The following is a 12,774-nucleotide window of genomic DNA, read 5'->3' on the forward strand; positions in this document are numbered from 1 at the left end:
CCAATGGTAGTATATTCAAAACCACAATCATAATTCTGAAATAATGGGAACCGCTTTGCAGAAAACGATTCAGCAATTAAGATCCGAAAACAGGGAATATTTCCAGATAGCCATTTCCGTGGACTGTGTGATCTTTGGATTCGACAACAACGAATTGAAAGTGTTGTTGATCAAATCTGACCTCGAAGAATTCCAGGACCAGTGGTCATTACTGGGAGACCTGGTGAAGCCGGATGAAAATCTCGACAATGCATCTTACCGCGTACTGAAAGAGCGCACCGGTCTGGATGATGTATATCTGGAACAGGTGTATACTTTCGGAGAAGTGAACCGCCACCCTGCGGGAAGGGTAATCACCACCGCTTATTATTCTCTCATCAATATCAAGGACCACCAGTTGAAGCTGGCCCATAACGAACTGCACTGGCACCCCATCCGGGAGATCTCTACACTGGCCTTCGACCACCAGCAGATCCTTGACACCTGTCTGAAGCAGTTACAGAGCAAGATCAATGAACACCCCATCGTGTTCAACCTCCTGCCGGAAAAATTTTCGCTTCGCGAATTGCAATCCCTGTATGAAGCCATTCTCGGTGTAAAAATGGACAGAAGGAATTTCCGCAAGAAATTCTTCCTGATGGGATGGCTCGAGGATGTAAACGAACTGGAACAGGATGTGCCGCACAGACCAGGCAAGCTCTATCGCTTCGATCCTGACTGGGCAAGCAAACCCAAAAGCGACAACAAACTCACAGAAGTAGAGCAGTAAATCAAAAGATCAGAACATGATCCGGGAAGCCCCGCATCATGAGCCTCATACAAAACAGACCGGACAGCAAGCGCAACCATGCGTTCACTGACCGGTCTGTTTTTTACGATACATTCCTTTGATTATCGATAATGAACTGTATTATCTCTTCCAGCGGGATATCGATACGCGAAAGCGCATCGGCAATATCATCCCTGTTCACCTGCGCGGCAAAGGAAGCTGTTTTCAATTTCTTCATTACGCTCTTCACGTCCATCCCTTCATAACGGGTGGGACGGACCAATGCGCTTGCATGAATAAAGCCCGAGAGCTCATCAAACACATAGATCATCCTGTCCATTTTGTTATTGGGCTCCACACCAAAATAACGTGGTCCATGTGACGCGATGCAATGGATCACTTCAGGATCAACATTCCTTTTTTCCAGTTCTTCGATAATAACACGGCAATGATCATTGGGATATTTTTCCCAGTCGGCATCATGCAGCAGGCCCGCCTGCTCCCATTTGCGTGCAGTTGCATCGTCTGCGCCTTCACGTTGGATAGCCCATGCCTTCATTACGGCGGCCACCTGTTTCATATGGAGTTGCAGCCGTTCATTCGGCACCCATTCTTCCAGTAACTGATTGGCTTCTTCGTTTGTCAGGAGATGGCCTGCATTTGCGGGATCTCCGAATTCAGAGCGGTTGAGTAGTAGCAATGACATCCTTCAAGTTACGCCAGACTCGGGATATGAAAAATACGGCTGCTGAAACAAACCGGCGCGGGAGGATATTTTGTGGGCTTTGGTAGGGAGAGATTTGGCTATTGTAGGTCTACGGAGCTGTATCGCTTATGTTTCAGAGGCCGTTTTTTCATACCCCTCGCCGGCAATGTGGCCGCGGGTGCATTAGTCCTGATGGAAATGAATACAGAGGATTCTGAGTTGGCTTGATGCTTTAAATGGGAAATAATGCTGTGAGAATATTTGCTATGATAAATGAGAATATACCAGATTGCAATTGAGAAAAATGGAATGAACGGCTTTTGAAATGAGTTACTAACATGAAATGAAAGTGTCAAAGGATGTTTTGTGATAAATAAAAATTGTGATAGCGTGGAAAATACAAGGTTTTTATTTGAGAATTGCTTTGGAAAAATGTATGCCGGAAAAATATCGGGCGAAACTGCTGCACTATCGGGGAAGTAAGGCAAAGGTATGTGCATAAGCGGTCTTCGAAATATAAGCGAAGCAGTCCGGAACATATTCCCAAGCTCCATCTCTCCCTGCAAAAGCTCAAAAAACATCCTCCCGCGCCGGTATATTTCACAACCGCGTTGCACATCCTTTGCCGAACCGCAGCCTTTATCCTGTCTGTTTTGCCCGGGATTCTCCCGCACCTGCAGCAGCTCTTACAAAAACACGTCAAAATTTTTATTGAAAATCAATTAATTACAAAACATCCTTCCAAAATATCTTCTTCATTTCTTGTTTGTTCGAAGAGGATTTTGGTACCTTTGCGACCCTGTTTCCATTTTCCCCAGGTTGGTGGAGGAAAGAAGCAGGATAGTTTTCACAATTAACATTTTTACAAATGAGCAAACTTCATTTCACTACAAAACATGCGAATGCGGCTACCGTACAACGCAACTGGTTTGTTGTTGACGGTACCAATCAAACCGTGGGACGCATGTGTGCCAAAATTGCTTCTGTTCTTCGTGGTAAGAACAAGGCATATTATACGCCACATGTTGACACCGGAGATTATATTATCGTGATCAATGCAGACAAGGTTAAATTCACTGGCACCAAGATTGACGACAAGGAATACCTGACTTTCTCCGGATATCCTGGTGGTCAGAAAGCGGAAACTGCAAGGGAACTGCTGAAACGCAGACCTGAGCAGGTGGTTGAGCGCGCTGTAAGAGGCATGCTTCCCAAGAACCGCCTCGGCCGCAAGATGATCAAGAAATTATTTGTGTATGCCGGCGCTGAGCATCAGCATGGAGCACAACAACCCAAAGAATTGAAATTTTAAGTAACGGATCTGAAAGTGTGAATCCATTCAGATTTTCAACTTTTCAAATCGTCAAATTGAATTCATGGAAAAGCAAAAAAATGCAATTGGTCGTCGTAAAGAAGCTGTGACAAGGGTTTTCCTGAGCAAAGGAACCGGTAAGATCACAGTGAACGACAAGGACTATAAAGAATATTTCGCTCTCGCTTACCTGCAAAACCAGGTGGAGCTTCCTTTAAAAGCCACTCAAACTGCTGATAAGTATGATGTGAAGATCAATGCTGCCGGTGGTGGAATGAAAGGTCAGGCTGAAGCTGCAAAGCTCGGTATCGGCCGTGCGCTGCTGGAACTGAATGCTGAATTCCGTCCTGCCCTCAAGGCTGCCGGTGTTCTGAAACGTGATCCCCGTTCTGTTGAGCGTAAGAAATTCGGTCACAAGAAAGCACGTCGTAGCTACCAGTTCAGCAAACGTTAACAGTAGCCTAAACAACATTTTTCAAATCATAAGGCTAATGGCCGCGGCCTGATAGCTAAAAGACAAATAAAAAATGGAAAATAACACTTCATTACAACAGCAATTACTTGATGCAGGTGTACACTTCGGTCACTTGCGTAAGAAGTGGAATCCCAAGATGCTGCCTTATATCTTCGCTGAGAAGAAAGGTATTCACATCATCGACCTGAATAAAACCACTGAACATCTGCAGGAAGCTGCAGCTGCTCTGAAGCAGATCGCACGCAGCGGTAAAAAGATCATGTTCGTTGGTACTAAGAAACAAGCGAAAGAGATCGTTACTGAATGCGCACGCAGAGTGAACATGCCTTACGTTACTGAACGCTGGCTGGGTGGTATGCTCACTAACTTCAACACCGTTCGCAAGAGCGTGAAGAAGATGCAGAGCATCGACAAAATGCTGGGAGATGGCAGCGCAGAAAGCCTCACCAAAAAAGAGCGCCTCACTTTAGGCCGTGACCGCGATAAAATGGACAAAGTACTGGGTGGTATCGCTCAGCTGGGCCGTGTACCAACTGCCCTGTTCATCATCGACATCGGTCATGAGCATATCGCGCTGGCTGAAGCAAAACGTCTTGGCATCACTACCTTCGGAATGGTTGACACCAACTGCGATCCAAACAAAGTTGATTTCGCTATCCCTTCCAATGACGACGCTACAAAGTCTATCGCAATCATCACTCAATACATCACTGCTGCTATCGCAGAAGGTCTGGCTGAGCGTCAGGCTGCCAAAGACGAAGACGTTGAAGAAGTAGCAGATGATGAAAAAGAAAAGAAAGCAGCACGTATCCAGGCTGAGGCTGAAGCTGAAGCAGGACGTGGTGGTGCTGGTCGCAGGCCAGGTGGTAACAGCGGCGGTCATGGCGGCGGTCAGAAACGCCGTGTAGGTGGCCCCGGTGGTGGTGGCGCTAACCGCAGACCAGGTGGTGGCAGATAATTATGTCTGACACAGTGAGGATCTCATTTTTTCAACTATCAATCTAATTATATGTCAACTGTTGCTATTACAGCCGCTGATATCAATAAGCTCCGCCAAATGACAGGCGCTGGTATGATGGACTGCCGCAAAGCCCTCACCGAAACCAACGGTGACTTTGAAGCAGCTATCGACTGGCTCCGCAAGAAAGGCGCTAAAGTGGCCGCTCTCCGTGGCGACCGTGAAGCAAAAGAAGGTGTGGTGATCGCTCAAACAACTGCCGACAACAAAACCGGTATTGCTGTTTGCGTGAGCTGCGAAACTGACTTCGTGAGCAAGAATGCCGACTTCGTTGCCTTCGCTCAATCCATCGCTGACGCTGCCATTGCCAACAACGTAAAAAGTGCAGACGAACTGAACAATGTTACGATCAATGGCGCCAGGATTTCTGACCTGGTTAACGATAAGCTCGCTTCTATCGGCGAGAAGATCGGTATCACCAAGTTCGAACGCGTAGACGCTGATTATGTTGCTTCTTACATCCACGGTGCAAACCGTATCGGTGTACTGGTAGGAATGAATCAACCTGCTCCTGATGCAGGCAGAGACGTGGCTATGCAGATCGCTGCCATGAACCCTGTAGCAGTAGACGCTTCTTCTGTTCCCCAGTCTACTATCGATCGCGAAAGAGATATCGTGATGGAGCAGATGAAAGCTGATCCCAAAATGGCCGGCAAACCTGAAGAAATGATCGCCAAGATCGCTGAAGGTAAACTGAACGCCTTCTTCAAAGAAAGCACCCTGCTCAACCAGGCTTTCGTGAAAGACAACGGTAAATCCGTTGCTGACTTCCTGAAGAGCGTGAACGCTGACCTGAAGATCATAGAATTCAAACGCGTTGCTTTAGGATAAGCTCCGCTAATGAAATAGAAAAAGGGAATCGAAAGATTCCCTTTTTTATTGCCCGGAATTTTGCTAACCTTGACAAATGCAACTACTTACCAGGGCCTCGAAAAAATTGACTGCCATGCCTGTACGGCCCGTCATTTTTTTTCTGCCATTCCTTTTCCTGTATGCTGCCATCGTAATTGTAATGGCCAATGATGAGCTCACTGTGGATGAACCAAGCTATCTGCAGCTTGCCACCAATCTTCTGAATGGCTCCTATTCTCCGCCTCCTCCTGATATCGATCTCTGGCATGCACCCGGCTATGCATTGACGTTAGTGCCATTCCTGGCAATGAAAATGCCCTTGCTGGTACTGCGTTTACTCAATGCCGTTTGGCTCTACGCTGCTGTTTGTATCTTTTATGATTTGCTGCGAAAACTGGTGAGCCCGTCAAATGCCCTGGCTGGAGCGCTGCTCCTGGGCTGTTACTGGCTTGCCTGGAAAGGTTTGCCTGTGATCATGACGGAAACCTTCGTTTTCTTTTTGTTCACTGCTACCCTTTGGGCGGCACATAACTATTTTACAACACCCGGCAAAGCTGTAGGGCCATTACTCTTACTGGCTTTTCTGCTTGGGTATGTCTGTATTTCCAAACTGCTGTTCAGTTACGTGTTGCTGGCGCTCACCCTCATCTCCGCTTTCTTTGCATTGCGCGGGAAACCTCAGTACATAAAGGCTTTGACTGCCGTGCTGCTGGCATGGATCGTTGTAATACCTTATCTCGTATACACCTATTCTTTGACCGGTCGTGTTTTCTATGTAGGGAACTCAGGCGGGACCACTCTTTACTGGATGAGTAACCCTGTTAAGGGAGAATATGGAGATTGGTTCAATGAAAACCTGGAACCGAATTGGTCCGTAGATGGTGTTCAACCGGGAGCGGAAGCGGCCCTGAAGCGAAATCATGAACAGGAAATTAGTAGCATCAGGTCTTTGACCAGCGTGGAAAAGGATGATGCCTTTAAACGAATGGCGCTCGAAAATATCAAGGCCCATCCCGGCGCTTATTTTAAGAACTGGCTGGCTAATATCTGCAGGTTGCTTTTCAATTTTCCCTATTCCTACAGGAAAATCGGACCCGGACTTTTGTTCAACGGATTGCCTCATCTTTTGATGATCATCTTTGCTATACATTATTGCTGTTCGTCCGGAAAAATCGCATACAGCCCCCGTTCTTTATCCGGTTCCTGCTGCTGTTTGTATTGATATATTTCCTGGGGAACACTCTGCTGAGTGCGCATATAAGGATGTTGTACGTGGTTTTCCCTGTGATAATCCTGGCCCTCGTCTGGATTTGGGACCAGCGCAGCCGGAAAGTTTAAAAAAAAATCTTTTCTTTGCACGAACATTGATACCGGGATGGTATCCTTTACCATCTTCCGCCGGTAGTGCAGAAACGAATTTTTTTATTCAGAAATCTACAATTTATTACATGCTGCCAAAGTACAAACGTGTTCTGGTGAAGTTATCGGGCGAATCATTAATGGGAGATAAAAATTTTGGCATGGACCCGGTGATCATAGAACAATATGCGCGGGACATCAAAGAAATTGTAGAGCTGGGCGTGCAGGTAGCTATTGTGATCGGGGGAGGTAATATCTACCGTGGAATGAATGAAGCAGAAACCGGCATCGAGAGAGCTCATGGAGATTATATGGGAATGCTGGCAACCGTGATCAATGGAATGGCTATGCAGGCCATGCTGGAAAAGATCGGTGTGTATACACGTCTTCAGAGCGCCATCAAGATGGAACAGATCGCAGAGCCTTACATTCGCAGGAGAGCTATCCGTCACGTGGAGAAAGGAAGAGTGGTGATCTTCGGAGCAGGAACCGGTAATCCTTATTTCACCACCGATACAGCAGGTTCGCTCAGGGCCATCGAAATTCAGGCCGATGTGATCCTCAAGGGAACAAGGGTTGATGGTATCTATACAGCAGATCCCGAAAAAGATCCCAAGGCTAAAAAGTATGAAACCATCACTTTCCAGGAATGTATCTCACAAAATCTGAAGGTAATGGACATGACCGCTTTCACACTTTGCATGGAGAACAATCTTCCCATCATCGTGTTTGACATGAACAAACCCGGGAACCTTCGTAAAGTGATCTGCGGAGAGAAAGTTGGAACACTGGTAAAGGGCTGAGGGTCAACGGATGAAAAATATTAAGTCAGCTATTTGCATATCTGAACTGATCGCACTAATTTAGGCAGATGAAAAACCACCATATTGGTGGTTTTTTCATTCTTCCCCATCCGTTCAAGTCCATTGAAAGACGTAAGTCTGCTCCGAAAAAAACCAACCCGGCCTCCTGGCCCTCTGAACCATTATTATGAATGAATTGATTGTCATCCTGGGATATCAGATCTCTGTGGGCATATGGGAAATCCTCATATTCCAACTGGGCGCCATGGTGCTGGGATTCTTCATTCATTTCTTTATCATCAGCCGCAAATCTGTAACTCCTTCCGCATCGGAACCTTCTGTACTGGCAGATACCGCCATCGATCCCGGTGAATGGAAACTCAAATACCTGGAAGATCAGGACGTTCAGAAAAAAATCTTGGACGAGCTCAAAAGAGAACTGGCAGCCGCACAGGAAAACGAAGAGCTCCTCAATATAGAACTGGAAGAACTTAAAAAGACCATCGAAGAATTGCAGAACAGGCCTGTGCCCGCAAAGCCTGCCACCACTGCGGTTCCGGACTATCTGCTTCCCGAGCAGCATCAACGCATCGCACGTATGCAGGAACAACTCGATGCAGCCCGGGAGAATGAAAGGAAATATGCAGAGATACAGTCCATGAATGATCAACTATCTGCACAACTTCGTGAATGGCGCAAGATCAATATCGAACAGGAAGCACTGATCAAACAACTTCGCCAGGAACAGATGTTGGTGGGTGAATTGAAAGATAGACTCTCACATACGCAGGAAGAGTTCATGAATATGCAGGAGAAGCTGAAGAAAATGGAAACCTGGCTTGCCCAACCCCATTACAGGAATTTCGAGTATGAAGATCTGCAGCAAAATTACCTGCGCCTCACCAAAGACCACGATGAGCTCCGCTTCAAACAAATGACCATCCTGGAAGAGAACCAGCGCCTCACCAGGTTGATGGCCGATACGGAAGACAAACTCCGTGAAGCCAATTTCCAACGTCAGGGACTCCTGAAAAAGATCACATACCTGGAAGAGCTGACCTTTGATCTGCAGCAAATCAGCGGACACAATAAAAAACTCGAAATGCAGTTGAAGCGCCTCAGCGAAATCGAGAGCCTTATCAGCAAATCCACTACAGGCCGCAAATCTGAAGGATAATTTCTCTGCAACTGAGGCGGTATATTCCCATGTTTACACAAAGTTTATCCCCATCCCCTGAATCGGGTATTGTTTACATATGTGGATATATGTACATTTATTGAAACAATTATCACTATGAACCTAATTCAACGCGCCAAAAACATACTGCTCACTCCTAAAACAGAATGGAATGTAGTGACAGGTGAAACGGCAACATTGGGATCCCTGCTCACAGGTTATGTACTCCCTTTATCATTGATTCCTGCAGTTTGTTCTTTCCTGGGCATGATGCTTTTCGGTGGAATGATCCTGGGAATCACGGCAGGCATTGTAATGGCTGTAGTGTCTGTTGTAGCAACCATCCTGGCCTATGTGATCGGCACTTACATTATCGATGCACTGGCTCCAAGTTTCAAATCAGAGAAGAACCTTGGCAGGTCTGCTCAACTGATGGCGTATTCCGCTACAGCAGTTTGGGTAGCCGGAGTTCTGAGTCTGGTGCCATTATTGGGATGGCTGGCCATCATCGCAGGCGCAGCTTATTCGATCTACCTGATGTATCTCGGTCTGGGCCCTGTTAAGAAAACACCCGAAGATCAGCGTGTATTGTATGTGATCATCGCCATTGTGGTGTACTGGGTAGTGAACCTCGTGATCTCTACACTTATCGGCGGCATCATCATTACCAGCATCTTTGCTGCAGGTGTGGGTATGATGGGAGGCTTCTGATCTTACAGCATATAATTTTGATCAGCACCGTTTATGATAACGGTGCTTTTTTATTTGTACGAATTGAAGGAGTTTTGCTGAATAAACTATTCCGATGAGTACCATTGCAGCAATCAGAACAGAGTACCGTCAACGTTCCCTCTCAGAAAAAGATGTACAGGCAGATCCCATTGCTCAGTTTGGTAAATGGTGGGAAGAAGCTGTATCCGCGCAGATCGAAGAAGTGAATGCCATGACGCTGGCCACAGCTTCCGTGGATGGACTGCCGGCAGCGCGTATCGTTTTGCTGAAAGAGTTCGATACACGTGGCTTTGTGTTCTTCACCAATTATGAAAGTTTCAAAGGACAACAGTTGCTGGAAAATCCACGAGCCTGCCTGGTTTTCTTCTGGAAAGAACTGGAAAGACAGGTGCGTATTACAGGATTGGTAGAGAAAGTACCTGCTGCAGAAAGCGATGCCTATTTCAATAGCCGTCCTGAGGGAAGCCGCCTTGGCGCCTGGGTTTCACCACAAAGCCAGGTGATCGAGAACAGGGAATGGCTGGATATCGAAGAAGCAAAGAAGAAAGATGAGTTCAGCGGAAAAACGATTGTACGTCCTGCAAATTGGGGTGGTTACCTGGTAAAGCCCGTGATCATTGAATTCTGGCAGGGACGCCCGAGCAGGTTACACGACAGGATCCAGTATAGTTTGAATGAAAAAGGAGCCTGGCAGATCGAGCGTCTGGCTCCATAGGAAGAAGAAATAAAAAGATGGGATAAGTTGAAAAGTTAACGGCTGGATACCTGATCCTGCTGATAACTTTTCAACCTCTTATCGCAAGCCTATTTGCTGTCGCCTTTAGCGGCAACTTTTTTTGTTCTTGCTGGTCTGCTTTTTCCGTAAGATCCTTTGAAGATCTTTCCTTTCTTGGTTTTTTTATCACCTCTACCCATGTTGAAAAGAATTTGTAAATGAATAAATGTCGAACAGCAAAAATACCAAAAAAAAAGTCCCGATACCAAGAGTATCGGAACTTTCCGTGCAGTTGATGCAGCTTTTATAATTTAGCTTGCAGCTCTTTACCTGCTTTGAAACGGGCAACTTTCTTCGCCTTGATCTTAATCACAGCGCCAGTTTGGGGATTGCGACCGTTGCGGGCAGCTCTTTTGGAAACGGAGAAAGTTCCGAAACCTACCAGAGTTACTTTACCACCACCTTTCAGGGTTTTGGTAACTGCTTCTACGAAAGAATCCAAAGTAGCGTTAGCTTGTGTTTTAGTGATACCTGCATCATCAGCAAGCTTGGCAATTAATTCAGCTTTGTTCATAGTGTAATGTTTTAAATATGCAGGAACAAATTTAGCCGCTTTTTGTTTCCAACAAAATTTTTCTCTGCTAAAATTATCAAATGAAAAATTGGCTGCAAACCGCTTGGGACAAGGATTATAGGAAAAGTACTATTCCCGGGGTAACCCTTTTTCACAAGATTTATCCTTTGAAATCCGCCACCAGACTGTGTTTCACGGCGTCCGGCTGAAATGCGGTACAGCAGCGGGTTTGAAAGGAATATACAATAAATTTTTACTCTTCGCTGATTAAAATAATCTTATCCACACTCAGTTCACAATCTCCATTACACTACGAAATGCAATGAAATTATTCCCCCATTTATTGTATCCATCATCACGCAAAGTCTGTGAGTGCTGGTTGATATAGCGTTCATAATCGGAGAACTCATTTGCGTAATATTGAGCTGCATAGGTTGGTCCTTCTTCTTCATCCAACTCCAGTACTTTTACCAGTTGGTTCTTTGTAAAGCAGCCGGTTGCCATCACATCCGGCATATGTGTTTTGATCATCCACTCCACCCACGCGTCGTGAATGGCCCAGCTTACTTTGATTGTTACATTATAAATGATCATGAACTATTGATTTATGCGAGTTCGAGGAAAACCGGACAATGATCGCTTTGCTTCACATCAGGATAGATAGCAGCAGCTTTCACGAGCGGGGCGAGGCTTTCAGTAACGTTGATATAATCGATCCTCCAGCCTTTGTTCTGCGCGCGAACCGTTGGGAAACGCTGGCTCCACCAGGTGTACCAGTGAGGATCCGGATTGAGCTTGCGGAATGTATCTATCCAACCGGTTCCATAGAATTTATCCAGCCACAACCTTTCTTCGGGCAGGAACCCGGAAGATTTTTTGTTGCCCTTCGGATCATGGATATCTATTTCTGTATGTGCAATATTGTAATCGCCACAGAGTATCAGGTTGGGTTTGGTCTGTCTCAGTTCAGACACATATTCAAAAATCTCATCTAACCAGGAGTATTTGTAGGCCTGTCTTTCATCGCCGGAAGTACCGGAAGGGAAATAGGCGTTGATGATCCGGATATCGCCGAGATCGATCTGCAAAACCCTTCCTTCATCATCACTTACCTGGTGGCCTGTTCCATAAACTACATTATCTGCTTTCTGTTTGGAGAAGATGGCCACGCCACTGTATCCTTTTTTTTGAGCGCTGAACCAATAGTCGTGAAACCCAAGATCTGTGAACTGCTTGTAGTCCACATTATCGCGATGGGCCTTGGTTTCCTGCAGGCAGATCACATCGGCGGGATCGGTTTTCAACCAATCCATCAGTCCCTTATTCATTGCAGCCCGGAGGCCGTTCACATTATAACTGATGATGCGCATGGGAATATTCTTTAATTTGGCCGGCAATTTACACCTTTGGTATGGAAGCAGCATCAGCAAAAAAACGACAGGTAGTACCCATCATCCCTCCAAAAGAGCATGTGTACCTCGACGGGCCGAAGAGCCGCGGATATGAGCTCAAATTCATCTGGAAAGTGGCGATGCAGTTCCTGAAATCCTTCAGGACCCTGCACTTTGTGGGACCCTGTATCACAGTATTCGGATCAGCCAGATTCAAGGAAGATCATCCTTATTATAAAGTGGCGAGGGATTTCGGGCAGCGTATCGGCGAACTGGGATTTACCACTATGACCGGTGGCGGACCTGGCATCATGGAGGCCGCCAATCGCGGAGCATTCGAGCATGGATACCAGTCTGTGGGTTGTAATATCATGTTGCCTTTCGAACAACATGCCAATCCCTACCTGCATAAATCCCTGATGTTTGAACATTTCTTTGTGCGCAAGGTGGTGATGGTGAAATACTCCTACGCCTTTATCATCCTTCCCGGAGGATTCGGCACCATGGACGAATTCTTTGAAACCCTCACATTGGTACAGACCCAAACCATTACACAGTTCCCCATCGTATTATTTGGAAAAGTGTACCACCAGGAACTCTGGGATTACCTGGAATTCATGGCGGAACAGGGAACCATTGCAAAGGAAGATCTCAACCTGGTACTGCTTACAGACGATATGGACGAAGCCATGCATCATATCCGGTCCTATATCACATCCAATTTCAAAGTAAAACCACGGAAACGTCAATGGTGGCTTCTTGAGAAAAAGTAAGCGTCTCACCGTCACCAATAACCTACATCCTGACCGGCTACATTGATCCAATTTTGTGTTAACTTCGGAACGACCTTCACTCGTACCCGCAGTTTACTTCTACTTTTGCTGCCTTTTA

General features: G+C 46.1%; 15 protein-coding genes and 1 pseudogene. 11 read left to right on the forward strand and 5 right to left on the reverse strand.

Annotation, left to right across the window (positions count from 1 at the left end):
- The first annotated feature begins 43 nt into the window (after nucleotides 1-43).
- A complete protein-coding gene (locus FSB84_RS08100) occupies nucleotides 44-769 on the forward strand; it encodes an NUDIX hydrolase (protein WP_130542039.1) in 726 nt (241 codons plus the stop codon).
- A gap of 103 nt (nucleotides 770-872) precedes the next feature.
- On the opposite strand, the gene FSB84_RS08105 is transcribed toward FSB84_RS08100, so the two are convergent.
- Entirely contained in the window at nucleotides 873-1,475 is a 603-nt protein-coding gene (locus FSB84_RS08105; RefSeq protein WP_130542038.1) for a hydrolase, read from the reverse strand.
- A gap of 868 nt (nucleotides 1,476-2,343) precedes the next feature.
- On the opposite strand from FSB84_RS08105, the gene rplM reads away from it, so the two are divergent.
- The 9 genes from rplM (at nucleotide 2,344) to pdxH (ending at nucleotide 9,918) form a co-directional block, all read left to right on the forward strand.
- The gene (rplM, locus tag FSB84_RS08110) at nucleotides 2,344-2,787 is read left to right on the forward strand and encodes a 50S ribosomal protein L13 (RefSeq protein ID WP_130542037.1); all 444 of its coding nucleotides are present in this window, start codon (nucleotides 2,344-2,346) and stop codon (nucleotides 2,785-2,787) included.
- A gap of 64 nt (nucleotides 2,788-2,851) precedes the next feature.
- Nucleotides 2,852-3,241: a 30S ribosomal protein S9 gene (rpsI, locus tag FSB84_RS08115; protein WP_130542036.1), complete on the forward strand. Its 390-nt coding sequence runs from the start codon at nucleotides 2,852-2,854 to the stop codon at nucleotides 3,239-3,241.
- A gap of 73 nt (nucleotides 3,242-3,314) precedes the next feature.
- Nucleotides 3,315-4,220 carry a 30S ribosomal protein S2 gene (gene rpsB, locus FSB84_RS08120; protein WP_130542035.1) on the forward strand — a complete coding sequence of 302 codons (906 nt, stop codon included), beginning with the start codon at nucleotides 3,315-3,317 and terminating at the stop codon, nucleotides 4,218-4,220.
- 51 nt (nucleotides 4,221-4,271) lie between these two features.
- A complete protein-coding gene (gene tsf, locus FSB84_RS08125; protein ID WP_130542034.1) occupies nucleotides 4,272-5,111 on the forward strand; it encodes a translation elongation factor Ts in 840 nt (279 codons plus the stop codon).
- A gap of 76 nt (nucleotides 5,112-5,187) precedes the next feature.
- On the forward strand, nucleotides 5,188-6,354 hold the full coding sequence (locus tag FSB84_RS08130) for a hypothetical protein (protein WP_147122097.1): 1,167 nt from the start codon (nucleotides 5,188-5,190) through the stop codon (nucleotides 6,352-6,354).
- 226 nt (nucleotides 6,355-6,580) lie between these two features.
- Nucleotides 6,581-7,294: a UMP kinase gene (gene pyrH, locus FSB84_RS08135; protein WP_130542032.1), complete on the forward strand. Its 714-nt coding sequence runs from the start codon at nucleotides 6,581-6,583 to the stop codon at nucleotides 7,292-7,294.
- Between the two features lie 187 nt (nucleotides 7,295-7,481).
- Nucleotides 7,482-8,471 carry a hypothetical protein gene (locus FSB84_RS08140; RefSeq protein WP_130542031.1) on the forward strand — a complete coding sequence of 330 codons (990 nt, stop codon included), beginning with the start codon at nucleotides 7,482-7,484 and terminating at the stop codon, nucleotides 8,469-8,471.
- 117 nt (nucleotides 8,472-8,588) lie between these two features.
- Nucleotides 8,589-9,182 carry a Yip1 family protein gene (locus tag FSB84_RS08145; protein ID WP_130542030.1) on the forward strand — a complete coding sequence of 198 codons (594 nt, stop codon included), beginning with the start codon at nucleotides 8,589-8,591 and terminating at the stop codon, nucleotides 9,180-9,182.
- Nucleotides 9,183-9,276: 94 nt separating this feature from the next.
- Nucleotides 9,277-9,918, forward strand: a complete 642-nt coding sequence (pdxH, locus tag FSB84_RS08150) for a pyridoxamine 5'-phosphate oxidase (protein ID WP_130542029.1) — start codon at nucleotides 9,277-9,279, stop codon at nucleotides 9,916-9,918.
- A gap of 89 nt (nucleotides 9,919-10,007) precedes the next feature.
- Here the strand turns inward: pdxH and FSB84_RS31650 are convergent, their stop codons facing one another.
- From FSB84_RS31650 to FSB84_RS08170, 4 genes and pseudogenes are all read right to left on the reverse strand, one after another.
- Complete coding sequence (locus tag FSB84_RS31650) at nucleotides 10,008-10,118, reverse strand: 30S ribosomal protein THX (protein WP_130542028.1); 111 nt, start codon at nucleotides 10,116-10,118, stop codon at nucleotides 10,008-10,010.
- A 104-nt stretch (nucleotides 10,119-10,222) separates the two neighbouring features.
- Nucleotides 10,223-10,540: pseudogene (locus FSB84_RS08160) on the reverse strand (HU family DNA-binding protein); the annotation flags it as partial.
- Nucleotides 10,541-10,780: 240 nt separating this feature from the next.
- Nucleotides 10,781-11,086, reverse strand: coding sequence for a DUF4286 family protein (locus FSB84_RS08165; RefSeq protein WP_130542027.1), 306 nt, complete (start codon nucleotides 11,084-11,086; stop codon nucleotides 10,781-10,783).
- Between the two features lie 11 nt (nucleotides 11,087-11,097).
- Nucleotides 11,098-11,889, reverse strand: a complete 792-nt coding sequence (locus tag FSB84_RS08170) for an exodeoxyribonuclease III (protein WP_225980009.1) — start codon at nucleotides 11,887-11,889, stop codon at nucleotides 11,098-11,100.
- A 14-nt stretch (nucleotides 11,890-11,903) separates the two neighbouring features.
- Here FSB84_RS08170 and FSB84_RS08175 point away from each other — a divergent pair, with 14 nt between their 5' ends.
- Entirely contained in the window at nucleotides 11,904-12,656 is a 753-nt protein-coding gene (locus tag FSB84_RS08175) for an LOG family protein (RefSeq protein ID WP_130542026.1), read from the forward strand.
- The last annotated feature ends 118 nt before the right edge of the window (nucleotides 12,657-12,774 follow it).

The sequence above is a fragment of the Pseudobacter ginsenosidimutans genome (assembly GCF_007970185.1).
Lineage (GTDB): Bacteria > Bacteroidota > Bacteroidia > Chitinophagales > Chitinophagaceae > Pseudobacter > Pseudobacter ginsenosidimutans.

Coding starts and splice junctions, on each gene's coding strand:
- pdxH (WP_130542029.1), top strand. CDS start 9,277: ATGAGTACCATTGCAGCAATCAGAACAGAGTACCGTCAACGTTCCCTC.
- rplM (WP_130542037.1), top strand. CDS start 2,344: ATGAGCAAACTTCATTTCACTACAAAACATGCGAATGCGGCTACCGTA.
- FSB84_RS08145 (WP_130542030.1), top strand. CDS start 8,589: ATGAACCTAATTCAACGCGCCAAAAACATACTGCTCACTCCTAAAACA.
- FSB84_RS08165 (WP_130542027.1), bottom strand. CDS start 11,086: ATGATCATTTATAATGTAACAATCAAAGTAAGCTGGGCCATTCACGAC.
- pyrH (WP_130542032.1), top strand. CDS start 6,581: ATGCTGCCAAAGTACAAACGTGTTCTGGTGAAGTTATCGGGCGAATCA.
- FSB84_RS08140 (WP_130542031.1), top strand. CDS start 7,482: ATGAATGAATTGATTGTCATCCTGGGATATCAGATCTCTGTGGGCATA.
- FSB84_RS08175 (WP_130542026.1), top strand. CDS start 11,904: ATGGAAGCAGCATCAGCAAAAAAACGACAGGTAGTACCCATCATCCCT.
- tsf (WP_130542034.1), top strand. CDS start 4,272: ATGTCAACTGTTGCTATTACAGCCGCTGATATCAATAAGCTCCGCCAA.
- FSB84_RS08100 (WP_130542039.1), top strand. CDS start 44: ATGGGAACCGCTTTGCAGAAAACGATTCAGCAATTAAGATCCGAAAAC.
- rpsB (WP_130542035.1), top strand. CDS start 3,315: ATGGAAAATAACACTTCATTACAACAGCAATTACTTGATGCAGGTGTA.
- FSB84_RS08130 (WP_147122097.1), top strand. CDS start 5,188: ATGCAACTACTTACCAGGGCCTCGAAAAAATTGACTGCCATGCCTGTA.
- FSB84_RS08105 (WP_130542038.1), bottom strand. CDS start 1,475: ATGTCATTGCTACTACTCAACCGCTCTGAATTCGGAGATCCCGCAAAT.
- rpsI (WP_130542036.1), top strand. CDS start 2,852: ATGGAAAAGCAAAAAAATGCAATTGGTCGTCGTAAAGAAGCTGTGACA.
- FSB84_RS31650 (WP_130542028.1), bottom strand. CDS start 10,118: ATGGGTAGAGGTGATAAAAAAACCAAGAAAGGAAAGATCTTCAAAGGA.